At 68.0% G+C, this 24,800-nt stretch carries 14 protein-coding genes and 2 pseudogenes; 11 read left to right on the top strand and 5 right to left on the bottom strand.

The genetic code is table 11. The annotated features are described in order from the left end of the window. Positions 1-48: 48 nt before the first annotated feature. The 9 genes and pseudogenes from ACFV88_RS26210 to ACFV88_RS26170 all read left to right on the top strand — a co-directional run bounded on the left by ACFV88_RS26210 (position 49) and on the right by ACFV88_RS26170 (position 18,740). Positions 49-2,205, top strand: coding sequence for a restriction endonuclease subunit M (locus ACFV88_RS26210; RefSeq protein WP_385494342.1), 2,157 nt, complete (start codon positions 49-51; stop codon positions 2,203-2,205). Further along, positions 2,202-3,632: a restriction endonuclease subunit S gene (locus ACFV88_RS26205; RefSeq protein WP_385494341.1), complete on the top strand. Its 1,431-nt coding sequence runs from the start codon at positions 2,202-2,204 to the stop codon at positions 3,630-3,632. The genes ACFV88_RS26210 and ACFV88_RS26205 overlap by 4 nt, the downstream gene beginning before the upstream one ends. Then, the gene (locus ACFV88_RS26200; protein ID WP_385494340.1) at positions 3,632-8,026 is read left to right on the top strand and encodes a protein kinase; all 4,395 of its coding nucleotides are present in this window, start codon (positions 3,632-3,634) and stop codon (positions 8,024-8,026) included. The genes ACFV88_RS26205 and ACFV88_RS26200 overlap by 1 nt, the downstream gene beginning before the upstream one ends. Further along, positions 8,017-9,666 (top strand): hypothetical protein, encoded by a 1,650-nt coding sequence (locus ACFV88_RS26195; protein ID WP_385494339.1) that lies wholly within the window; start codon positions 8,017-8,019, stop codon positions 9,664-9,666. Before ACFV88_RS26200 ends, ACFV88_RS26195 begins: the two co-directional genes overlap by 10 nt. Beyond that, positions 9,666-15,356, top strand: coding sequence for a hypothetical protein (locus ACFV88_RS26190; RefSeq protein ID WP_385494338.1), 5,691 nt, complete (start codon positions 9,666-9,668; stop codon positions 15,354-15,356). Before ACFV88_RS26195 ends, ACFV88_RS26190 begins: the two co-directional genes overlap by 1 nt. A 29-nt stretch (positions 15,357-15,385) precedes the next feature. Then, positions 15,386-15,788: pseudogene (locus ACFV88_RS26185) on the top strand (transposase); the annotation flags it as partial. Between the two features lie 562 nt (positions 15,789-16,350). Then, positions 16,351-17,040: a hypothetical protein gene (locus ACFV88_RS26180; protein WP_385494337.1), complete on the top strand. Its 690-nt coding sequence runs from the start codon at positions 16,351-16,353 to the stop codon at positions 17,038-17,040. A 123-nt stretch (positions 17,041-17,163) separates the two neighbouring features. Then, positions 17,164-17,457, top strand: coding sequence for a helix-turn-helix transcriptional regulator (locus ACFV88_RS26175; protein ID WP_385494336.1), 294 nt, complete (start codon positions 17,164-17,166; stop codon positions 17,455-17,457). Between the two features lie 113 nt (positions 17,458-17,570). Continuing rightward, the gene (locus tag ACFV88_RS26170; protein ID WP_385494335.1) at positions 17,571-18,740 is read left to right on the top strand and encodes a tyrosine-type recombinase/integrase; all 1,170 of its coding nucleotides are present in this window, start codon (positions 17,571-17,573) and stop codon (positions 18,738-18,740) included. Positions 18,741-19,021: 281 nt separating this feature from the next. Here the strand turns inward: ACFV88_RS26170 and ACFV88_RS26165 are convergent, their stop codons facing one another. Then, on the bottom strand, positions 19,022-19,456 hold the full coding sequence (locus tag ACFV88_RS26165) for an aldehyde dehydrogenase family protein (RefSeq protein WP_385494403.1): 435 nt from the start codon (positions 19,454-19,456) through the stop codon (positions 19,022-19,024). A gap of 15 nt (positions 19,457-19,471) precedes the next feature. On the opposite strand from ACFV88_RS26165, the gene ACFV88_RS26160 reads away from it, so the two are divergent. Then, positions 19,472-19,951 (top strand): cytochrome P450, encoded by a 480-nt coding sequence (locus tag ACFV88_RS26160; RefSeq protein ID WP_385494402.1) that lies wholly within the window; start codon positions 19,472-19,474, stop codon positions 19,949-19,951. Positions 19,952-20,386: 435 nt separating this feature from the next. On the opposite strand, the gene ACFV88_RS26155 is transcribed toward ACFV88_RS26160, so the two are convergent. After that, positions 20,387-21,658, bottom strand: coding sequence for a PQQ-binding-like beta-propeller repeat protein (locus ACFV88_RS26155; protein ID WP_385494334.1), 1,272 nt, complete (start codon positions 21,656-21,658; stop codon positions 20,387-20,389). A 612-nt stretch (positions 21,659-22,270) separates the two neighbouring features. Here ACFV88_RS26155 and ACFV88_RS26150 point away from each other — a divergent pair. Then, positions 22,271-22,663, top strand: coding sequence for a hypothetical protein (locus ACFV88_RS26150; protein ID WP_385494333.1), 393 nt, complete (start codon positions 22,271-22,273; stop codon positions 22,661-22,663). A gap of 508 nt (positions 22,664-23,171) precedes the next feature. Here the strand turns inward: ACFV88_RS26150 and ACFV88_RS26145 are convergent. The 3 genes and pseudogenes from ACFV88_RS26145 to fabI all read right to left on the bottom strand — a co-directional run bounded on the left by ACFV88_RS26145 (position 23,172) and on the right by fabI (position 24,785). Beyond that, positions 23,172-23,393, bottom strand: coding sequence for a hypothetical protein (locus ACFV88_RS26145; protein ID WP_385494332.1), 222 nt, complete (start codon positions 23,391-23,393; stop codon positions 23,172-23,174). A gap of 135 nt (positions 23,394-23,528) precedes the next feature. After that, positions 23,529-23,852: pseudogene (locus ACFV88_RS26140) on the bottom strand (transposase); the annotation flags it as partial. Positions 23,853-24,023: 171 nt separating this feature from the next. Next, positions 24,024-24,785 carry an enoyl-ACP reductase FabI gene (gene fabI, locus ACFV88_RS26135; RefSeq protein ID WP_385494331.1) on the bottom strand — a complete coding sequence of 254 codons (762 nt, stop codon included), beginning with the start codon at positions 24,783-24,785 and terminating at the stop codon, positions 24,024-24,026. Positions 24,786-24,800 lie beyond the last annotated feature (15 nt).

Genomic DNA, 24,800 nt, shown 5'->3' with positions numbered 1-24,800 from the left:
GCAGGCCCCTAGCCGCACCCCCGAGCACAGGAAAGTAGCAGCACGTCGATGGAGGAACTGACCTTGGACCTGGATATCCCGCAGCGGCCCGAGGAGGACGCGGAGCCCGTTGCGGAGGGCTCCGAGCCTAAGGTCACGGGCCTTAAAGAGGGCCAGGTCGTCGACTACATCTCCGGCGACGCGATCCCGGAGACGGCGAAGGAGAAGGTCCGGCAGCGGATCGCCCGAGCCCTGGTACACGAGCACGGTATCGATCCCGGCGACATGCAGCGCGACTTCTCCGTCACGGTCAGTGAGGAGGGTGCCAAGCGGAAGCGGAGCAAGAAGGCCGACATCGCGATCTTCGAGTCCGGCGCCCCGCACACCACGGCGAACCTGCGGCGGGTGGTGATCTGCAAGCAGGAGCCCAAGCGAGGGAAGAACGTCGTCAAGCTCCGCGAGCCCGACCAGGCCCGGAAGGACTTGGAGGAGCTCCAAGAGCTGATGGGCAACGAGGACCGCCCGCAGTGCGCGGACGGCATGTGGACCGACGGTGTCGACTTCTTCTTCCTCAAGAAGGTGGTCGGCGACTTCGGCGCCGACTTTGAGGACCGCAGCGACTGGGAGGTCACCGACGGCACCCTCGGCAGCCGTACCGTTGCCTCGCACCAGCGGCTGCGCCAGGCCGACCCTGAGATGCTCAAGATCGCCTTCCGGCGCTGCCACAACTACATCCACGGCAACGAGGGCATGCCGAAGGACGCCGCATTCTGGCAGTTCCTCTACCTGCTCTTCGCCAAGATGTACGACGAGCGGGTCAGCCACGGCTCCGTGCACGGCCGGTTCCGCACCGGTCTGAAGGAGATGTTCGACGAGAACGGGCGCGCGGCCATCAGTAAGCGCGTCAAAGAGCTCTTCGAGGACGTCAAGAGCGAGTACAAGGACGTTTTCAAGCCCACCGACGAGATCACCCTCTCAGACCGGGCGCTCGCCTTCATCGTCAGCGAGCTTGCCCCGTACGACCTGATCGGCACGGACGTCGACGCCAAGGGCATTGCCTACCAGGAGCTCGTCGGCACCAACCTGCGCGGCGACCGAGGCCAATACTTCACCCCGCGCGGCGCGGTCAACCTGATGGTCGAGATGCTCGACCCGAAGGAGGACGAGACCGTCCTCGACCCGACCTGTGGCACTGGCGGCTTCCTCCAGGCCACGCTCAAGCACCTGCACCACACCTGGAAGAAAGAGGCTGGCACGCTAGGCTTCCCGGACACGGAGGAGGAGCGGGAGCGGTACGGCGACAAGCTCAAGAAGTTCGCGGACGAGTACCTGTTCGGCTCCGACTTCGACCCGTTCCTGGTGCGTGCGACAACCATGGCGATCATGACGCTCGCCCAGACCACGGGGAACGTCTTCCACATGGACTCGCTCGCCTTCCCGCGGGGACACCTCTCGGGTGTGGAGGCGGCGAAGAAGAAGATCCCGCTCGACAAGCCCACCGTGGACGTACTCCTGACCAACCCGCCCTTCGGCGCGGATATCCCGGTCAGCGATGAGTCGGTGCTCGGCTCGTTCCGCAACGGGATCGCTCGGTCGTGGGGCCGCAACAAGGAGACCGGCGAGGTCGAGGCGAGCACGATCAGCATGCCGTCGAGCATGGCGCCGGAGCAGTTGTTCATTCAGCGCGCCATCGAGTGGGTCAAGCCAGGCGGACGGATCGGAATCGTCCTGCCGAACGGCATCCTGTCGAACCCAGGGCCGACGGACGAGGCGATCCGCCGGTACATCCTGCGGAACTGCTGGGTTCTCGCGAGCGTCGAGCTGCCGGTGGAGACGTTCGTCGTCGACGCCAACGTCAACATCCTCACCACGCTCCTCTTCCTGAAGCGGAAGACCCGGCAGGAGATCCAGAACCACGACCTCCGGACGGAGAAGGCGTACCCCGTCTTCATGGCCGTCGCGGAGAAGGTCGGCTTCGACCGACGCGGCAACGACCTCTACAAGCGTGAGCCCAACGGGGAGATCGTGGTGGAGACGGAGGTCGTCATGGAGCGGCTTCGTATTCGGGGCAAGGAAGTGACCCGGCCGCTGACCCGCAGCAAGAAGGTCATCGACAACGATCTGCCAGTGATCGCGGAGAAGTACCGGGAGTTCCGGGCGAAGTACCCGGTGCCGGGTGTAGATCCGCGTATGGCCGGGGCGGCGGGGACGGGGGCCGGGGCGTGAAGGTCGCTGAGCTGTCCAATCCGGTGAAGTCCGACTGGTTCGCGGCCCAGGGGCTCCGGCTTGACGCCTCGCCGTATGTGGCGGGGTCGATGAAGACGAAGAAGCTGCTGGAGCAGTTGCCGAAGACGGAGCCGCTGGCGAGCCTGACGGCGGGGCACAACGGAGGAATCTTCAACGGGCCCATGTTCCGGCGGGTCTACCTCACTGATCCGGAACATAGTGTGCCGTTCCTCGGGACGAAAGACATGATGGCGGCCGACTTGACCGGGCTACCCCGGCTACGTAAGTCGGATGCGGAATCATCGACCTTGTCGTATCTCCAACTCAAGCCCGGGATGACACTGATCTCGTGTTCGGGATTTAACGCTGGTCGGCGGGCCTACGTCAGGCCCGATATGGGTGACTACTGGTCTTCGCAGGACACCCTCAAGGTCGAACCCAACCCGGAGAAAATTGAGTCCGGGTATCTGTACGCCTTCCTGCTCAGCAAGTTCGGCGAGTCGCTCGTACGAGGGTCGGTGTACGGCTCGGCCGTGAAGCACATCGAACCGCGTCACATCGCGGGGCTGCCGGTTCCGCGGTTGGGATCGGAGCTTGAGGGACGAATCCACGGCCTGGTGGAAGAGTGCGCGCGGCTGCGCGCCGAGTTCCAGTCGGATTTGGTCGGAACGACAGAGGACTTCTTCAAGAGCGTGGGACTCCCCGAACTTGCTGATTTCGACTGGCATCAGCAGCCTCGGGACCTGGGGTTCACAGTCGATCAACTCTCCGCTGTGTCCTTGCGCGCAATGAATTACGGAGAGAGAGCCCAGTGGCTGAAGCGCAAGCTGGCCTCGGTCCCACACAGGCGGCTCGGCGACATCTGCGCTCAGGGCCAGTTGAAGTACGGACCCATCTTCAAGCGTGTTGACAGTTCGTATGATCATGGTGGCCGACTGCTGGTCGGACAGCGGCAAGGCTGGTGGATCCGACCGGAAGATGGCCGTGTCATCAGCCCGAAGCACACACCCGCGGGCGTGTTCGTTCCGGATGAGACGGTAATGCTCGGCGGGCATGGCATGCCCAGCGAGAGCGGGTTGTTCGGCAGAGCAACCCTGGTAACGGGGCGCTGGTTGCAGCACGCTTACAGCCAGGACTTCCTACGGGTAGCGTCCGGTGCAGCTGACGTTCCGGGTGCCTACCTGTTGGGCTTCTTCCGAGCGCCAGTCGCGATGAGACTCATTCGCAGCATGCTGACTGGCGGCGGTCAGCAGAGCATTCACAGCGAGCTTGTCGCCGCAATGCCGATCCCGCTCGCGCCGCGCGCTGACCGTGATCGCATCGCGGCAACCGTCCGAGCCGCCTACAAGAAACGCGACCGTGCCGACGTCCTCGAAGACCAGGCCCTCGCGCTGCTCACCACCGCCATCGAGGAGGCCGCCAGCTGATGAGTGCCAGGATCGTTGCTGTTGGGGAGGCCGTCAACGATGCCGAGCGGAGGGTCATCGCGCACCTGCGTGATCACGCCCCCGACGACTGGACGGTCCTGCACTCCGTCGAGATTCCGTACAACCGGAACGAGCTGTTCGAGGTCGACCTCGTCGTGGTCACCGGGCACGCCGTGTACGTCATTGACGTCAAGGGCACCCGGGGCCGCATCGAGGTCGACAGCGGCCGTTGGCAGCCCTCTCACCGAGCGCCGTTTCGCTCCCCGCTGCCGAAGCTGCGCGGGCACGCCAAGCAGCTGAAGACGATCCTGGAGACGGCCCACCGTCCGCTGTCCCGGCTCTACACGGACGCCCTCGTCGTCCTGCCCGCACCCGACGCCCTGCTCGTCGACCGGACGCCCCGCCAGCACGACGCCCGTGACACCGTCGCCCTCCCGGACCTGCTCGGCCGGCTTGCGGACGTGAGCCGCGTACCCACCTCGACCAACCGCTTCGACACGGACGTCTCCGCACACCACGAGCTGATTGTGCGTGCGGTGCAGGGTTCGTCCCGGCCACCGTCGGGCCCCCTGCGGTTCGGCAGCTGGGAAGTGATCGAGCGCCTGAGCGAGACGGGCCCGGAGGAGGGCGATGACGTCCACCGCGAGTACCGGGCGAAGAACGCCCTCGCGGTGCAGGGGTCGGGCACGGTCCGGCTCTCCGTCCGCAGGGCCGATCCGTACGCGCCGGAGGCCGAGCGGCTCCAGCAGCAGAAGCGGATCGGCATCGCGTACGAGGCGCTCGGCAAGCTGCCCTCGCACCCGAACATCGTCGGGGTGCGGGATTTCTTCGCCGACGAGGACAAGGACGCCTTCGTCACCGTCTACGACGACGTTCCGGGGCATGCCCTTGCCCTGCACCTGAACGGTGCTGCAGACCCGCTGACCGCCGACGCGAAGCTGCGGACGATCCGGCACATGCTGATGGGCCTGGCCCACGCGCACAGCCGCCTGATCGCGCACCGCGAGCTGAACCCGTCCACTGTGCTGATCGCGCAGGACGGCCGGGCGGTGCTGACCGGTTTCGAGTACGCGAAGACCGCGCAGCGCCGCGCGCACACGGTCATGCGGGAGGCGTACCAGATCGCCGACCGTGCGTATCTAGCGCCCGAGTGCCATGCCGACCCGACGGCGATGGGCATGAAGGCGGACATCTACGCGGTCGGTGTCCTCGGATTTCAGCTCCTCACCGGCGAGCTGCCGTTCACCTCCGCCACCGAGCAGGCCGACGTGGCAGGGCGGCTCCCTGCGCAGATCCTCGAAGCCGCCGAGGTCCGCATCGAGCTGACCCACTGGCTGCAGAAGTTGTGCGCGACGGCTCCGGACGACCGGCCGACCGCCGTGGAGGCGCTGCGCCGCCTGGATCTGGTGATGGGAGCGAGGCGGGCTCCGGCCCGGCGTATCGGCTCCTCGGCTGCAGTTCTCCCGGCTCCTCCTGCGCCCTCCGCCGGGCAGCCCGTGCAGGACGGTCCGCGGGGCCCGGAGTTCTACCGCGACCTGCCGGCAGACCATCAGCTCGGTACGAAGTACCTGGTGCGCCACCGCCTCGGCCGTCCCGGCTCGTTCGGTGTGGCCTACCGGGTGTACGACACGATAAGGAGTGTCGACCGGGCGGTGAAACTGGTCCTGCGGGACAGAGACTCCGTCCTGGAGCGGCTGCGGCGCGAGGCGGGCGTCCTTGACCGGCTGCAGAACGCCCCACATCCCAACGTGGTGTCGATGGTGGACGCGGACCGGCTGATGCCGCCGGACGAGTACCCGTACCTGGTCTTCGAATTCGTCGACGGCAAGGACGTCGCCGAGGTGATCCGTGGCGGCCGGATGGGCGCGGCGGACGTGCTGCGGCTCGCGATCGACACCGCGCGCGGGCTGCGTCACATCCACGAGCGCGGGGTGTGGCACTGCGACATCAAGCCGAGCAACCTGCTGTGGACCGACGACGGCGTCAAGTTGATCGACTTCGGCATCTCCAAGACCTCCGACTCCTCCGAGGGCCACAGCTACACCAGCCCCCGCTACACCCCGCCGGACCTGGACCAGGTGCCCGCCGACGCCTCTGGCTACACCGACCGGGACCTGTTCGGCCTCGGCGTCACCCTGTACGAGGCGCTGACCGGCGGGCAATACCCATGGGAAGGTGTCGGGCGGCCCTCGCCCGGTGTGACACCGGTGGATCCGCGCACCGCCTACAGCGGTTTCGGTGATCTGGCACCCGGTTTCGCCGAGATCATGCTGCGCGCGATCTCGCCGTACCGGGCGGAGCGGTTCTCCACGGCCGAGGAACTGCTGTGCGCGTTGGAGGCGCTGGAATCCGCACGCGTCGCCCCCGCACCGCCACCTCTGGCCGTGGCCCCGTCGTCCTTGTCCGAGTGGGCCGAGCAGCCCCCGGTGCCATCGTCGGAACCCGGCAGTGGTCAGGAGCCGCGGGAGCCCGAGCCGAATACCAACCCGTTCGTGGCCCACCTGCAGACGCTGTACAGCCAGAGCCGCCGCAGCAACCGCGGCACCCGCGGCCTTGACCCGCACACAATGTCCGTGTATGTCGAGACGGCCCTGGACCGGGAGCTCGTGCCCGCACTGCGGGAGGGCCGGCATGCGCTGGTCGTGGTGACCGGTAACGCGGGCGACGGCAAGACGGCCTTCCTGGAGCGATTCGAACGCCAGGCGCGCGAGCTCGGCGCCGAGTTCGGGCTCGGCCGGGCCAACGGCAGCGACTTCACCCTGGCCGGGCACCGGTTCCGCACCAACCACGACGGCAGCCAAGACGAGGGTGAGGTCAGCGGCGACGACGTACTGGACGAGTTCTTCGCACCCTTCGCCGGGGTCGACGCATCGGCGTGGCAGGTCGCGGGGGAAAGCCGGTTGATCGCCATCAACGAGGGGCGTCTGGTCGACTTCCTCAGCCACCACCACGACCGTTTCCCGCACCTCGCCAAGGTGGCCAACCTCGGCCTGGCGGGCCGGGACACCGGGCAGACCGTCGCCGTCGTCAACCTCAACGCACGTGATGTCGCGGCTCGTTCCCTCGACGCCGACGGCGAACCGCAGGACGGCGAATCGCTCCTGGAACGCATGCTCGACCGGATGACACACAACCGGTTCTGGGAGGACTGTGAGCGCTGCGACCTGGCCGCCACCTGTTATGCCCGGCACAACGCCCAGACTTTCCAGCACCCCACCGCCGGCCCGCAGGCCGCGCGTCGTCTGCGCCGCCTTTACGAGGTGACTCAGCTGCGCGGAAGGCTCCACATCACCCTGCGCGACCTGCGCTCCGCGCTCGCCTACACCCTCACCTCGGGCCGCGACTGCGCCGAGATCCATCAGCTGTACGCGGCCGGTTCTGGCCAGGAGATCCTGGACAGCTTCTATTTCTCCGCCCACCTCGGCGCCCCGGCCGCCGCCGATGGCAGTCCACGCGAGCGGGACCGACTGCTGACCCTGTTGCGCGAGGCCGATGTGGCTGCAGTCCCGCAGCCGCAGCTCGACCGTCGCCTGGACTATGCCGGGCTCCTGGAGGACCGGGCGCTGGTCGCGGTCGACGGGCGCGGCGACCGCGATCGCGTACTGCTGCGCGGCGTGTTCGAGCAGCTCGGCCGGTCGGTCACCGAACGCGTCTCCCAGGCCGCTGCCCACCGCCGCTACATGGACGCCGCCCGCCGCCTGCTCTACTTCGAACTCCATGACGAGGACCGTGCGGAGCGGATGCTGCCGTATCCGTCGATGCTGCACTTCATGGCGCTGTTGTCCCGCGTAGCGCAAACGGGCACCAAGGAGCGGGACCGTATCCTGCGGGCGCTCAACCGTGGTGAGGGACTCGTTGCCCCCGAGCGGATCGGCGATGCCCTCGCGCTGAAGGTGCGCGACGTACCCGGCGGCACTATCCGTACCTTCCGCCGCTTCCCCGCAGAAGGGTTCCGGCTCGAACCAGGTAACGCGGCGGCCTCGCCGTACATCGAGTCGGGGCGCACCTCGTTGCAACTGAGCTACCAGGATCCTGCGGGCAGCCAAGGCGGCACAGCCGAACTCGACATTCGGCTCGACCTATTCGAGCTGCTCCAGCGGTTCGAGCGCGGCTACCGGCCGTCCGTGACCGACCTCCAGGGGCAGCAGCTGGCCCTCGCCGTGTTCAAGAACCGGCTGGCGGCCGTGCCGTACCAGGAAATCCTCCTCACGACACACGGGCATGACCTGCGACGGATTCACCGCACCGAGGACTCCGTCCTGCACATGGAAGAACTGACGGCACGGTCCAGGGACGACCACAGCGGTGCGGACGGCGACGGCCTAGCCAGCGCGGGCACCGCGGCCGGTGTCGCAGCTGACGTCGCCAGGGCGGAGGAGACGACATGGCGCTGAGCGGTTCCCTGGGGACGTTCCACCACCCCGGTATCAGCCGGCTCGACTACAAGACACTGGACATGGACCGTGTACTGACCGGGCTGCTTGCCCGTTTGTGGCATCAGGGCATGCCCAGCAAGATCAACCGCTCCAACGAGCTTAAGGTCGACGTCTTCGTCAAACTATTCCTGGACCACCCGGAAGTCTTCGACAGCTTCGACCGGGAGACCACCACCCGGTGGGCTTCCACCCATCTCCTCGACATGGTCAACCGGGGCAGAGTCACCGAGGCGGTGGCGGGCCCCCGACCGCTACACGGTCTCACCTACCGGTTCCGCAACAAGCGCAAGTCCCGCCCGTACGGGGCCGACGAGCAGCTGTACGAGATGCTCGCCACCGACGAGGGGGCCCTGGACCAGCTCCGCGAGTTCTTCTTCTCCGACGTCGACCGCGCCACCGCGAAGATCACCCCGGGGACGGACACCGACGTGGAGACCCAGGCACTGCTCCACCTGGTGGAACAGGCGGGCGGACAGATGCGCGACCGGCCCGACACCACCCGCCCCCGCACCCCCTACCCCGCCCTGTGCGCCGAACCGGCCCGCCAGCTGTGCCGGGACGTCCTGCGGCTGCTTTACCACCAGGACCACATGCCCCGGACCGTCCTCGTGGACTACCTGAAGATCCTCTTCGCCTTTCACCTGGCCCTCTACCACCTGCGGATGATGAAGCTGCTGCCCGCCATGATCGAGGCCGGATCGGCGCCCGCCACCTGCCGGACGGGGCATCAGGACCCGCCGACGGCGGCGGACCGCTGCCCGCACCGCGTCCGGCTCTTCGTCGACGTCGAGGGTGTGCCCGGTACCCCGGCTGCTGCGCTCGCCGAGCGCAGCGCCGGCATTTGGTACGGGCGGATCACGCGGTTCATCCAGGCGACCTATCAGATCAAGAAGCTCGAAGAGTTCTCCGAGGACCTCGTCAAGAGCCAGAAGCTGGCCCCGCCCGTCGGCAGGAGCTACTTCACCCCGGTCGAGGTCCTGCGGCGGCTCTCCGCCCATCCCAAGGAACGCGAGGCGTTCTTCCTTCAGCGCGCCACCCGCGTACGGGACGAGGAGAAGGACCTTCCCCCGGAGCTGAAGCAGATCACCCAGCTCGGGCTCAATGCCTTCGACGAGTACATCGAGATGCTGATGCACTACAAGGGCAGCTATTACCGCAGCTACTTCATCGACTGCCTCGACTCGATGCTGCTCAAGCACCGGCCCGGTGCCCTGCTCGCCCAGCCACGCGGCAGACGAGACAGCGCCATCCGGCGATTCGTCCTGGACGCGCGCCTGCTCGAAGTGCTGCTGCAAGTGTCACTCCTGAGGGAGGGCGACGACGACAGCGGCAATCTGCGTACCGCCCCCATGCGCGTGGACGAGTTTTTCACTCTGCTGCGCGAACGGTACGGACTCCACATCGACCAGCTGCCGGACGGCGACGGCTTCTCCGGCGCCCACCTGGACGACCAGGCCGCATTGCGGGCCAACGCGGCGGCTTTCCTCAATCGGATGCGCGAGATCGGCTACTACCAGGACATGTCGGATGCCTATCTGACGCAGACCATCACTCCCCGGTACATCATCGGGGCCGCGACGACGGAGGCGACGGCCTGATGAGCAGCGCCAGCACCAGCGCCGGCCTTGTGGAGCCCACCGCGAAGGACCTCCGCGAAGCTCTCGAAGGCGTCCTTGTACCGCGCCTGGCCAAGCTGGTCGGCGAGCGGGGCGCCGGGCACTGCATGCGGGTCACCGAGGTGGAGCCCGAACTGGCGGCCGCGCTGGTCCGTCGGCTCCGAGGAGCGCTCGGGCCCGCCGCCACCGTCTGCGTCCTGGGCACCGCCGACGACCTCGCTCCCGAACAGCCGCACCACGACACCGTCGTCACCAGCACCAAACTGGTCGAGCTCCGCAACCGCACCGAAGGTGACGGCGGGAACGGGAACAGCCTGCCCGGACCACTCCTCGTCTTCGTCCCCCCGGGCACCCGGGTCAGTGCCGAGGACTCCTTCGGTATCTCGACCTTCGAGGAAGTCCTCCTCGGCGACGCTTACGCGCAGCTGGCCGACCACCTTCTCGACCAAGTACCGGACCGGCTGAGGCCCGGCGTCGACGAGCTGCTCGCCGTACTTCGCGACCGGCTCGGGCACCGGACGGGCGACCGTGCCGTCGCCCTGTACCTGCTAACGATCCGGACCAACGACTACCGCGCCCAGGTCGCGGGGGCCGCTGTCTACCACTTCGGCCTGGTACCCGACTTCGAACTGTACGCCGACCCGTCACTCGTCAAGGATCGGGCCGAGCGGAACCGGAAGCTGGTCGGAAAGCTCACCACCTCCAGCCGTTCGGAGCGTCAGCGCGTCCTCGATCTGGGGCTGACCGAAGCGGACTTCGCCGGCAGGCTCGCGGGATTCGCCACCCGCTGTGGCCTGGAGGACCCGACTACATGGACCCGCCGTATCGTCGTCGACCGGGAGAACTGGGCTCTCTCCTTCGGGAACTGGCGCGTCGACGAACGGCGCCGGGCCACCGTCTCCATTGAGGTACGCGAACTCGGTCTGCCCGCCGCAGGCGACAACGCCGAGGAGCTGCAGGCCCACCCGGAGCTCGAAGCCATCGTGGGACAGCCTTACCTGCTCGCAGGGGACAAGGGCGTCCGCGAACTGACACCCCGGTTCACCATTGAACCGTCCCCGCTCAAGGTGGAGGGTCTTGAACGCTTCCGTGTGGAGATCGTCTCGGAGAGCGGTGGGCCGATCGGGCGGATCGCCCACGTCACCAAGGGGACCCGGGCCAAGCCCGATTACAAGGCACCGCTGCGCCGCCTGAACAAGATCGACTGGGAGGAAGGGTGGCACTACCTCAAAATCACCCCACTCGATGCCTCCGGTGACGCTCTCGACATCGCCCCTGGTGTACATGGCCTGCCCGGCGGCGAGAGCGAACGCTTCTACGTCGTGCCCGAGGGGGAGGCCGAGGAGCCGCCGGAGCGCAGTGCCGGGCGCTATGACGGCATCACTCAAGCGCTGCGCTCACTGCAGTTCGAGGCGCTGGCCGCCGGGGACGATCCGGCCCGTGTCACGCTGACGGACGTCCGTTGGAGGTCCACTTCGGCGCGCGGCCCCCTGCGTGTCCTCAACGCCCGCATTCACACGGCCGGAAGCGCGGAGATCCGGCTCTCCTCGTTGCTCGTGCAACTCCAGCAGGATCTACTCGCCCGCCCTGAGGACACTTTCCTGCGCCGGCTCGTACTGCGCCCCGACGGGATGAGCGAGACCCCGGAGGAGAACGAGGAGGACTTGTCCCTCGCCCTGACCGGGCGGGCTGCCGAGGCCTACGACCGCTATCTCGCGACGCGCCACGTCTATTTCGCCGCCCTGCGCGGCCAGGCGGGAGACCCGGCCGATACCGATCAGCTCCTGGTCAGCGAGGCTGTCGACTTCGAGGTGGTCCGGGACGAATTGGTCGCCTACACCGAGGCGTACGCGGAACTGGTGGAAGCCCAATCGCTGCAGGCCGAGCGGGCCGGTGACGGCGCCCGGGGCGCCGCGCTGGTGGCGCTGGCTCGCATCCAGCAGGCCGACTGCGCGGCCGTCACCCTCACCGACGGTCTCGGCGGGCGCGACACCGTCCTGCTCGCCTCCCCGACGCACCCCCTCCGCGCACTCTGGCTGGCGAGCTGGTCGGCCCTGGGCCGGGACTGGGCCGCGCGCCTCGCCGGCGAGGACAAGCGCCGGGTCATCGCCGCGCGCGACTCCCTCCTCCAAGTCCTCTCGCCCTTGGGCTTCCCGTTCGCCGTCCCGCGCCAGGACGGCAGGCTCATGACGGCGGCTGACAACCTCACCCCGTACTGGGCTGCCTACCTGCCCAGCGAGACCGCCGACCCTCGTGGCCTGCTCGGCCGGCTCACCACAGCGCTGCGCCTCCCGGCCGTCGGGCCCCGTGCTGCAGGCGGAGCCGGTGCGTTGTCCGGTACGGCGCTCGCCGATCGGATCGAGCGGTACATACGTCTCCACCCGTACGTCCGCACGCTGGTCATGAACGTCGTCAATGCAGGCCGCGCAGAGATCGTCGCCGACGCCCTCCTTGAACTGCAGCGCCGCACCCACACCCAGGACCTCACCTACGACATTCGGCTGTGCGTGTCCGACCCGGAAGCCCTCGAGTCCGGTGCGGCGCTGGGTGAACTGATCAGCCCGCAGAGTCAGTTCACCTCCACCGAGGCGGAGGCGTTTCTGCACGCCGCAGAAGGCACCCGGAGTGCGAAGCTCGTCTACTCAGTCCGCTCGGTGGAGGAGTTCAGCGAGCCCGGAGCCGAGTTCGACGCCCATCTGACCATCCTCATCGACGCCTTCGGCGGAGAGCAGCACGGTTCCGTCACACGCCACGACATCGCTCACGCCCCGGTCCACGGCCTGGTACAGCCGACGTCCTCCACGTACGAGGACAACGAACAGCAGATCGTGTGGCGGACCATGCCACGCCACGGCGTAGCCCTGCCCGCCGACGACGCGGAGGACCTTGCCACTCTCCTGGGCCGGTTGCCCGGACTCCTCGCCGGTGCCGCGGCCAACGTCGCCACCGCAGGACAGGCGCCGCGCCATGTGCCGTGCACCGTTCTTTCCCTTGACAACACCGACCGGGCCCTGCTCTACCAGGCCCACCAGGTCGGCGACTGGGTCGTCACCATCGACAGGACCCTCGGCCTAGAGTACTTCGATCACGCCGGACAACGTGACCGACCCGAGTACGTCATCGACTACGCGCCCTCGCTGGACAGTGGCCTCGGCCACCAGATCATGGTCAGCTCGAACTCGGTCGACGAACTGCGTACCCTGCTCGGGCCGACCGCTCAGCAGCACGGGCTCGACGTCGAACAGCGCCACCTCAACACCTTCTTCGAGCAGCTGCGCCTGCTCTCCGGCAACCTCGCCTTCAAACTGGCCTCCACCGCCCCCACCCAGCGCACCGAAGTACTCGGCCTCGCCTTGGCCCGCCTCTACCTGGACTATCAGGATGCCCTGCACAACCAGATCGTCGTCCCCCTGGACGCCCACCCCGAGCTGTACGCCGAAGTCCGCCGTCAGGCCAGGGAACTCGGCGCTGCCCAATCCTTCCAGCGCAGCGACCTCGCCCTGTTCCACCTCGACGCGCGGACCCGGACCATCACCTGCCGCCTCGTCGAGGTCAAGTGTTACACCGCGCTCGACGACATCGGTGGCTACCAGCACCTCAAGGCCAGGGTCACCCAGCAGATCGGACGGAGCCAGACCGTCCTCACCGAGTCCTTCGATCCGGCCCACATCAACCCGGACCGGGTGGACCGACCGGTCAAGAACCTGGCTCTCGGCACCCTGCTCCGCTTCTACCTGGAGCGGGCGGCACGCCACGGGACCATGGGGCACGCCCCCAGGGCGGCGGCCCACGAGCTGCTCGACAGCCTCGATGACGGCTACGCCCTCCACTTCACTCGCAGCGGCCTGATCTTCGACCTCGCCCGCGAGGGAACTGACCGCGAATTCGACGACGAGGTGGAGTTCCACCGCATCGGCAGCGATCTGATCACCGAGCTGATCAATGCGATTCCCACTGTGCGGCCTGGCGTACCCGCGCCCACGGATCTAGCCGTTGAGGAGCAGGAAGAGGACGGAGCGGCCACCGCTCCCACCCTGGCAATGTCGCAGTTGGCTGTGCCACGGCTCTCCGACGCCGAGTTCCGGGCACCTGACGTACAGGACGAGGGTGCCAAACACGCCCAGGAGGAAGACCGCGGGCAGGCTGCTGAGGGGAAGGTAGTGACCATCCTCGACACGGACGAGGCCGCGAACGGCAACGAGACCACGCCACTCACCGCACCTGATCGTGCGGGCCGTGAGAGAGGTCCGACCCAGTCGGTGGCAACTTTGACCGTGCCTCGTGCCGACGTGGCGGAGGCGGTCCCGGTCTCTCCTTCTTCAGAAGGAGCCTCATCGGCTGCTCCCCCTCCGGGCGGTACCAGAAATCCGCTGCGGACGGGAACTGTCCCTGTAAGTCAGGGCTTCCACGAGTCGCCGACCATCGATGCCCAGCCCACCTCTGTTACACCGGGATCGGCTTCACCCGGGGGCCTCCCCGAGATCTTCCTCGGCGTCACCCGCCCCTCCCCGCAACACGGTGTACTCGGCGAAATAGCCGGCCGGAAAGTCGCGGTCGATCTCGACGAAACCCACACCATCAGCCTCTTTGGCGTACAAGGAGGAGGCAAGAGCTACACCCTGGGCAGCATCATCGAGATGGCCTCGCTGCCCGCCCCACCGGTCAACGAACTTCCCCGTCCTCTTGCGACCGTGGTATTCCACTACAGCCGCACCATGGACTACGCACCAGAGTTCACTTCCATGGCGCGCCCAAATGATGACCAAGCGCAGCTCCAGGCCCTGAAGGAGCACTACGGAGCCAAACCCCAAGCACTGTCTGACGTGCTGCTGCTCGCCCCCGCCGGCCAGGTGGCCGACCGCCGACGGGAATTCCCTGGTATCGACATCCAGCCGCTCGCCTTCTCCTCCGCTGAACTCCAGGCATCCCACTGGCGCTTCCTCATGGGAGCGGTCGGCAACCAGTCAACGTACATCCGGCAGCTAACCCGCATCATGAAGTCGAACCGAAATAACCTGAACCTCGGCGTTATCCGGCAGGGCGTGGCCGATTCCGGTATGCCCGACCACGTCAAGCAACTGGCTCAGGAGCGGCTCGACCTCGCCGAGGACTACATCGACGACAATGCCCGGCTTACCAGCCTCATCCGCCCTGGCCGACTGATCATCGTTGATCTCCGCGACGAGTACATCGAGAAGGACGAAGCACTAGGTCTCTTCGTCGTCCTGATGCAGCTCTTCGCCGAGGCGCGCAGCGGGGACGAACACTTCAACAAGCTGGTCGTCTTCGACGAAGCGCACAAGTACATCGACAGCCCGGACCTCGTCGCCGGCCTAGTCGAGACCGTCCGCGAGATGCGCCACAAGGGAATGAGCATCCTGGTCGCCAGCCAGGACCCGCCCTCCGTACCGATTTCCCTGATCGAACTTTCCGACCACGTCATCCTGCACAAGTTCACTTCGCCTGCTTGGTTGAAGCACCTCCAGAAGGCAAACACCGCCTTCGCCAGTCTGCGCTCTGAGCAGATGGCGCAGCTTCAGCCGGGCGAGGCATATGTGTGGGCGAGTAAGTCCACTGACCCGGCGTTCACTCACGGAGCCGTCCGAATGCGATGCCGCCCTCGGGTGACCCGGCATGGCGGAGGGACGAAGACGGCAACGGGCGGACAGTAGGAAATCGTCTCATTTGGTTCGGTGGGCTGGTGGCTGTGACAGGGATCGTCGAGCGCCTGGTGTCGGACGAGTTGTGGGAGCTGTTCCAGTGGGAGTTGCCGTCGCGGCCGCAGGGCGGTGGTCGGCGTCGGCACGGTGACCGTAAGGTGCTGGCCGCGATCGCGTCCATGGCGACATCGGGCTGCCTGTGACAGCAGGTGCCCGCAGCTTCGTTCGGGCCGTCCGGAGCGACGGCTCACCGTCGGTTCGGCGAGTGGTCGAAGGCGAGGGGGCGGGCCAAGCTTCACCGCCTGGTCCTTGACGAGCTCGGCTCCCGCGGTGAGCTGGACTGGTCGGGGTGTGCGATCGGCTCGGTGAGCATGTGTGTTCTGAAAGAAGGGGGGCCTGACAGGTCTGAATCCTGTCGACCGGGGCAAGTGCGGGTCGAAGATCTGACCGCACACGGCTCCGGAGGCCGTTTGGGTTTTCCCGTGCGATGGGACGGGTCGTGCCGGAATCCGCCAGTGGCTTTGGGGTCGCGAAGGGGTCTGGCGTCGTATTCGACCAGGGTAGCTGCAGTCCTGGCCGAACTCTGCTCCTCGAGTATCGCCTTCATGTTGGCGAAGCGCCGAGCGTGCGATTCCCTTTGAGGGCAGTTCGCCGACGGCAGACTAGTCCGGGCCTGATTTGACTGGATATTCTCGCCGGAGACATGTCAATCTTGATCATGTCGGCGTGATGGTCCTGCTGAAGGGGCATGGGGAGGCAGGTCGCCTCCTCCGTTCGGCTGCCTGCCAAGGCTTTTGGCGTACCCGAACTCTTCTCTCGCATGAAGCGCCAGCTTCGCGACTCGTCCATGAACGGCAAGTTGGGCTTCGTTGCCCACTCCTACCATGCAGTCCCCGGTTCGCGAAACCGGGGATTTTCCGGAGCCTTGTAGATGTCCTTCGGCGGTGAAGCCGGAAGGGCACCTTGTTCCGCTGCAAGCGCACCCCTAGTTCGAGGAGTCTCCCCTGTGACTGCCGTTGTTGATGAAACGTTCCTGCTGTCAGATCGCCAGCGAGACGACCTGCTGGATCAGGTCGGCCAATGTCCGCAGAATGGCCGTGCACTGCGTGCTTTCCTGTCGTCCATCGCCCTGGTGGCACTGAGGCCGCAGGAGGCATTGGCCCTGCGGGTGCGTGACGTGGATCTGCCTGATCAGGGCCCGGGCGAGCTGGTGATTCATCCTCGCTGTCTCAAGGATGGGGACGAGTCGGTGGAGGGGGCGGGTGTTGTGCGGGTCGTTCAGGCGAGCCCGGAACTCGTGGAGATTCTGAAGGCGGAGGTCGTCCGGCGCGGCCTTGGTCCCGAGGACCTGATGTTCACCCGCGATGACGGTCGGCCGTTGACCGGAGCCGTCTACCGCAGGGCGTGGCGCCAGGCTCGGGAATCCGTCCTGGAGCCAAGCGAGTTCAGCTCGCCACTGGGCAGGAGCGTCTCCGACCTCCGGGACACCTGCATCGCAACCTGGCTGAGCGGTCACCGCACCGCTTGGGAGATCATCACGGTGGCTGATCTGACCGGCGTCAGCGCGTCTTCACTCGCCCGGCGCTTCCCGCACTGCTTCCAGCCGCCCGCCTCGGCCGAAGCCTCCAACGCCCTTATCGAAGCCGCCTTCGCCATAGCCGACCCGTATTGCGAACCGGCACGCGCCGCACGGTAGTCGCAACGCGTTCCGATCGGCGGCCGGGTCGCAGATCCCAGCACGTTGTCAACAAATGCCGCGGGCGGGGGCCCTCGCCGTTCACCGCCCGCGGTCACTCGCTTCACTCACACAGGACTTTCCATGCCCGCATATCCACTTGCCGCGCCCTTCGACGCTGCCGGTGCGGCGTTCCTGAATGTCAAAGACGCGGCCGAGTACCTCGGTCTCTCGCCACACACCCTCTACGTCTGGCGGCACCGGAGGCAGGGGCCGCCGAGTTTCCGTATGGGCCCACGGGGTCGCGTCATGTACCGCCGGGAAGTCCTGAACGCCTGGATCCGTGAACAAGAACAAGCCGACTCCCGCTGCAACACGGCGTTGAGCCCTCTCAACACTCCGCGCCACTACCGATCCGGCAGCACGGCGGTCGCCTGACCGATCGGTCGCCCCCCGTTTCCGTTCAAAGGACAGAATTGCCCGGCTACATAGAAGACCGATGGTTGAAGAAGCGCCCCAGTCGGGAGACCGGTAAGCGTGAACGTACCGCCATGTACGGAAAGTGCACCCGCTACCGGGTGAAGGCGATCCCGGGCGTCAGGGACCGTTCCTTCGACGTACTGAACGATGCCAAGACCTGGCTCGCGACTGCCCAGACCGATGTGCGGCGCCAGGAATTCATCGACCCCCGTGACGGCGATCTCTCCGTCAAGGACTACATCAGTGTGCACTGGTGGCCTTCCCAGAGCGGAGACCCGTCCACGATCGAGCGCATCGAACAACGGGTACGGCGCCACATCCTCCCGCACCTCGGAGCACTCCCCCTGAACGCCGTGGGGACCGACGTTCTCCGGAGCTGGAAGAAGCGGCTGGAACAGGATCTCGGGCCCACCTCCATCCGCCTCGTCTGGGCCACGCTGTCCAGCGTGCTCCAGGCCGCCGTCGAGGACCGCCGACTCGCCCGCAACCCCTGCCGCGCTAAGACCGTCCGGCCGCCGGCCGCTGCTCCGGGCAGGCTGGAGGCATGGCCGCAGGAACACGTACTGGCAGTCCGCGCCGCCCTCCCGGACCGCTACCGGGTCCTCGTGGAGATCGGCGCCGGTCTCGGCCTGCGCCAAGGCGAGGCGTTCGGGCTCAGCCTGGATGACTTCGACTTCGATGAGGGCGTCGTCCACATCCGCCGCCAGATCAAGATGGTGCGGGCGAGCCTGTGCTTCGCGCTCCCCAAAGGCCGCAAGGCCCGCGACGTGGCACTGCCCTCCAGCGTTGTCGAAGCAGCACGACGGTACGCGACCGCGTTCCCGTCCGTGCCGGTCACCATGGCGTGGGACGACCCCCGTCAACCGGAGACACCGGTGGAGGCCAAGCACCGCCGGCCCAGGACGTACAACTTGCTCGTGACCGGCCGCGAGCGCAAGGCGATCAACCGGAACTACTTCAACTCCTATATCTGGAAGCCCGCGCTGACCAAAGCTGGCGTGATCGGCGGCCTGGAGCAGCGCGCCGACGGGCAGCGCGTCTGGGAGCCCTCCCGCGAACACGGTTTCCACGCGCTGCGCCACTTCTATGCCTCGGAGCAGCTGGAGGCCGGTGAGTCGGTCGTCTCACTCGCTCAGTGGCTGGGACACTCCGACCCTGGGTTCACCCTGAGGAAGTACGCGCACTTCCTGCCGCGCGCGGGCGCCCGCGGCACCGCCGCCATCGACGCCCTGTTCGGCTAGCCAGGAGGGCCCCGAAACGCCCCAGGGGCCCCAAAGTCCCAGAGAAGTCCCACAGACGCCGCCGCACCCCCACCTGACCTGCGTTTCAGCAGGTCAGACAAGGTGCGGCGGCTTCTATATGTCAAATGTCGCGGAAGAGACCAGCCAGGTCTGTGACCTGCTGCGTTTGCTGGTGCCAGGCTGCTGATCCGCGCAAATGGTCTTTCGGCTGTTTCATGGTCATGCCCGTTGATGCAGCCGGAAGTCCCAGAAAAGTTCCAGGGAACTCCCACCGCCCGCAGTCACTCATTGGGCTCTATGCAGAGAGTGGGGGTGCGGTGTGGGCTGGTCCGCGTGTATCGGTGGTCTGCCCTGAACGATCGGCAACGTGTCCTGCTTGAAAGCCTCGCGGCCGGAGAAGAACCCCATGCCTGTGCGCCCAGCAGCGATATCGTTTGTGCACCGGCGGCCACGGTCGCGATCACCCCTGGCCCGCGGCGCCGGTGGCCTCGGGCCAGGATCCCGGCCGAGAGCGGTGCCGCCTCGGAGGCCTTGAGGACCACGGTGGTTCCGGCCAGCAGCGCCGGAACCACCGTGGTGACGACCTGCTGGAGCGGGAAGTTCCACGGGGTGATCGCGCCGACCACGCCGATCGGCTCCCGCACCACCGGCGAGTTGGCGATCTCCTCGCTCCACAGGAAGTCCGCAGCGGCGTCGGCGCCGGCTTCGGTCGACATCAGTGGCAGACCGGCCTGGCCCATCCTGGCGAAACCCCGGACACCACCGAGGGCCTCGACCTGACCGGACGGGTCATCCGCGAAGCCATCCGCCTCTACTCACCGGGCTGGCTCCTCACCCGCGTCACGACCACCGACACCGAACTCGGCGGCCACCGCCTGCCCCGCGGCACCACCGTCGTCTACAGCCCCTACCTCCTCCAGCGCCAGGACCGCTACTACCCCGACCCCCTGCGCTTCGACCCCGACCGCTGGCTCGCACACGACCCCCGACACAGCCCGTTCCTCGCCTTCGGGGCCGGGCCCCGCCGCTGCGTCGGAGAAGAGTTCGGCCTCACCGAATCCACCCTGCTCCTCGCCACCCTGATCCGGAGGTGGAACCTCACCCCGGTGCCCGGGCGGCCCGTCCGCGAGGTCCCGCTCGCCACCCTGCGTCCCGGCCCGGTCTGGATGCACACCTCCGAGCGGATCCCGGACCGGCCGCCCAACTGCTGACGCGCTGGCACGCACCGGCGGGCGGGAACATGTGCCTGACGCCGGGAGAATCCGCGAGCCGGGCACGGGCGGCGGTGCCGCTGCGGGATGACAGGATGCCGGCCAGGACGCAGATGCCGGTTATGAGACCGGCATCCTGGACCGGGCGCACGGCGTGGCACGACCGGCGTAGCCCGTCCTCGGGCCGGCGCCCTGCCACTGACCCGCTGAAGCCGGGCTGTGGGGCCCGCGGTGCGGATCCGCAGACACCGGCGCGCCAGCAGCATCAGGGGAAGCAGCACGGCGTTGAGCGTGGCCACGACGACGGTGGCGGCGCCGGGCTGCGCGGCGGCGGAGATGAATGCCTGGGCGCCGTGGACGAGTTCGAGCGTCGCCGGTCAAGTGGATCCCGCTGCCGGGGAGGCAGGGAAGGGGCACCGCCCTTCCCTGCCATCGTCACCAGGTCCGGTAGGCCGAGAAGGGCCGCCGGGCGTCGTCGCCCCAGCGGGCGGCGATGAACAGGTCCTTGTACCGGAACAGGCCCGCGAGTTCGGCATTGCCGTCGTCCGTGCCGCGGGAGAAGGTGCGCTCGTCCACCGTGTCGCCCGTCGCGGAGTCGTAAACGTACAGCTCGTCACGGGCCTTGCGGGGGCGTGTCAGGACGGTCACACGGCCGTCTCCCGCGTGCAGACCCGTTATCTCCTGCCGTGGTGCGAGGGAGTCCGACTTCCACAGCTTCTTCCCGGTCGCCAGGTCGAAGGCGACGACGCGGCCCGACGTGGTGAAGAGCTTCCCGTCGGCGACGGCGACAGGGAGCTTTTCACCGTAGATGGTGACGTCGCTACCGGCGATGTCGATCTGCCCCTGACGGCGGCCGTCCTGCCCGTAGGCGAGATAGGCGTGCACGCCGTGTTCCTCCTTCTCCTCGACCTTCAGCACCGCCGGTTCGGCGGACAGGAAGGACACGGACGCGTCCGCGGCGACCGGTCGCCGGCCGCCCAGCGGAACGGCCCACCGCTCCTTGCCGTCGGCCGGGTCGAAGGCGGCGAGCTTCGCCTCGGTGCCACAGGCGAGGAACGCCAGAACCTGATCCGACGCGACGGCGGCCCCGCGCGGGAAGCAGCCCTTCGGCACGGCGGCCTCCCAGCGCGGGGCACCGGTCCGGAGGTCGAAGGCCCGCAGCCCGCCCGCAGCGCGTGCCGCGTCCCCTTCGTCACGGAGCACCGCGAGACCGGCCCCGGTAGCGACTTCGGCGACGTCCGCCTGATCACCGGAGCCCGAGCCGCCGCCGGTACGCCACAGCTCGCGGCCGTCCTTCAGGTCGATCGCGGCGGCGGCAGCGCACTCCTTGCCGCTCTCGTCGAGGACAATCAGCGCGACGGATTCGGCAGCGGTGGCACTGGTGGAGCAGATCTCGGCCCGGCCGGGCACGGCGTACTCCCAGCGGCGCTTCCCCGTCCCGGCGTCCCAAGCGGTGACGGCGTTGAAGCGGCTGCGGACGACGGTGTCGCCGACGGCCCAGGCGGCGTTGCCGTAGTCGGCAGCGGTCCTGTCGTACGGGGTCTCCCAGACACGCTCGATCGAGTCACCCGGCATGTACCCCAGGTCGGAGGCGGTGCAGGAGGCGATGCCTCCGACGAGGGCGAGTGGAACGCCTATCAGAATCAGCCCGGCGATCAGCCTTCGGCCAACCCCCGGCTCCGTCCCGTCGGTCGTGCGCGTTGCCATACGGGTCCCCCACCACTGGCTTGAAAAGACTGAAGCCCCATCAGGGTAGAGGACGTGTGATCACCCGTGCCGCTCGGTATGCAGGGCCCGGGCGAGGGTCACATCCGGCATGCCCATGCCCCAGGCGACAAGAGTCACACCTCAAAGGCGATCCACACCCGGCTGCCGCGCGCTGCGGAAAAACTCAGCCCTTTCCCGAGCGGGCCGACCAAGTGGGAATGGGTCCTCGCTGCGGTCCTCGCCGGGGCGGATGCCGGTGACGACGTGGGCTGGAGCGTCTCCGCCGACTCCACCGTCTGCCGGGCTCACCAGCATTCGGCCGGAGCCGGCAGACGGGGGCGCCCGGCCGATCCGATGCCGAGAACCACGGGCTCGGACGCTGCCGCAGCGGCTTGAGCCTAAGGTTCACCTGACCAGTGACAACCCGACACTGCCTCTGTCCATCCAGATCACCGCGGGCCAGGTCGGTCACGTGCCGACGTTCGAAGCGCTCATGGCCGGAATCCGAGTGCCGCGGGACGGACTTGGCAGGGGTACCAGGAGGGCTGCCTTCAGGAAGCGGTCACCGGCGCCCCGGAGGCGCTGCGGATCCTCCTCGGGCAGGGGCACCGCGTGCACATCTCCACCCAGCGGGTGTCCCAGCTCGCCGAGATCGCCCAGTGGCTGCGCGACCGGGGTGTCCCGGCCGAGGCCGCCACCGGGCTGGATGACTGGGAGCGTACCGGGACCGTCCTGGTCACCTCCGGTCTCCTGCCCGCCGATCTGGCAGGCGAGAGCCGGGCGATCTGTCTGGACGGGGACGACTGGGCGACGGTCCTCGCCGAGATCCCCCGCCGCCTGGCCAGCCACCAGACGTACATGGCCACGCAGACCGCGAACCGACCCACCCGGGGTGCTGGAAGCCAGCTGCCCTGGCCCGAAGCAACGGGCCGCGCCGTCACCTTGGACAACGGCGAACCCCACGATCATCACGTTCCGTACACCGGTCTGTGCGATGAGTCGTAGCCCCCGAGGGGCGGCGTCGGCTGTCAGGGCTGTGCTGGAGGAGGGGTCGTTGTGGACGGAGAGCACGGCGCGCGAGCCGGAGCGGACGGCCGGGAGGAGATGCGCTTCATTCATCCGACGGCCGACCGGGCGGACGCGGTCGGGGTGATATCGCCGCGGCGGATGCGGCGCAGGCTGCCGGCTCTGGTGGTGCGGGTGTTCGTCCTGGCGTGGGGGGTGGACCGGCGCGGGACCGTGGTGCTGTTGGTGTGTCAGGTGGTGTCCGGGCTGCTGGCGGCGCTGGGGTTGCTGGCGACCGCGTCCGCTCTCACCTCGGTGGTGGCGGCGTCGTCGGACCCGTCCCGGTGTCGAGGGCGGTGCCGGCGGTTCTGGTGCTCGCCGGCGCGGCCGGGGCGCGGGCGCTGCTGTCCTTGGCGGCCCAGGGGCTTGTGCAGCGTCTTGAGCCGAGGGTCTATCAGGAGGCCGGTCTGCAGTTGATGCGCGCCGGTTCGCGGACGGAGATGGCGGTCTACGACGATCCGGGCTTCGCGGACCGGTACGAGCAGGCCGAGCGCGGGGTGGAGGAGGCGCAGGCCGCGCTCGGGCAGGCGCAGCATGTGGTGTCGGCGGTGGCGGGGCTGGCGGCGGCCACGGCCGTGGTGGGGACGCTGTATCCGCTGCTACTGCTGGTGCTGCTGGCGGCGAGTGCGTTGCCGAGGGTGTGGACGTCGCTGCGGGCGGAGCGGATCACCTACGTGTCGATGGCGGACATGTCGAGGGACCGGCGGGTGCTGTACGTGCTGCGGTGGTGGCTGGTGGGCCGGGACCAGGCGGACCAGGTCCGCACGGACACGGTGGCGCCGGTGCTGCTGGAGCAGTACCGGCGGGCCGGGCTTCGGGCGCGGACCGTCGTGGAGTCCACGCTGACCAGCGACATGTCCACCCGGCCCCGCCCGGCCGCCTCGGCGATCACACCCTCCAGTAGCTCCTCGAAGACTCCAGCGTCCCGCCACTGCCTGAACCTGTTGTGCACAGTCGACCAGGCGCCGAACCGGTCCGGCATCTCCCGCCACTGCGCTCCCGAGCGGAACTTCCAGATCACGCCCTCGAACTGCTGCCGCAACCGTTCGGGGTACGGGCCGTATTCACCGATCGGCAGATACGGCTCTACGAATCCCCACTCGTCGTCCGTCAGTTGCCCACGCGTCATGAGTACCGGACTACCGGATCTGCCCTCACAGCGAGGGCAGATCCGACAAACCGATCACGACTCAATACAGAGACTAGAGCGGCAGGTAGGCGAGCGGCAGCCGGCCTCAGGGCGGGCACGGCCCCGTTCCGTCCCGCCCCGGCGGCTCTCGGCCGTCCGCCCGCGGCGGTGTCAGGCGCCGACCGCGTGCACGCCCCCGTCGACGTGGACGATCTCGCCGGTGGTCTTCGGGAAGAAGTCGGACAGCAGACCGACGACGCCGCGCCCGGCCGGCTCCGGGTCCTTCAGGTCCCAGGACAGGGCGGAGCGCTTCTCCCACGCCTCGGCGAGATCGCCGAAGCCCGGGATGGACCTGGCCGCCATGGACAGGATCGGGCCGGCGGCGACGAGGTTGCAGCGGACGTCCCGGTCGCCCAGGTCGCGGGCGAGGTAGCGGTTGGTGGACTCCAGCGCCGCCTTGGCCACGCCCATCCAGTCGTAGTGGGGCCAGGTCTGGCCGGCGTCGAAGGTCAGGCCGACCACCGAGCCGCCCCGGGGCATCAGCGGCAGGCAGGCCATGACGAGGGCCTTGTAGGAGAACGCCGACACCTGGACGGCGGTCGCCACGTCCTCCCAGTCTGCGGCGAGGAAGTCGAAGACGTTCTTGGGGCCGAAGGCGATCGAGTGCACGATGCCGTCGAGGGTGTCGACGTATTCGCCGATCCTGGCGGCGAGGCCGTCCAGTTGCTCCGGCGACGTCACGTCCAGTTCGACGACCGGGGCGGGCTTGGGGAGCCTCTGGGCGGTGCGTTCCACCAGGGAGACCCGTCCGAAGCCGGTGAGGACGACGTCCGCGCCCTCCTCCTGGGCGACCTTGGCAGCGTGGAAGGCGATGGACTGCTCCGTCAGCACGCCGGTGACGAGGATGCGCTTGCCGTCGAGTATGCCGCTCATGATTCCTGCCAATCC

Source organism: Streptomyces sp. NPDC059816, assembly GCF_042732055.1.
Lineage (GTDB): Bacteria > Actinomycetota > Actinomycetes > Streptomycetales > Streptomycetaceae > Streptomyces.
The sequence above is the reverse complement of the archived record's forward strand: the minus strand, read 5'-3'. Positions and strand labels throughout refer to the sequence as shown.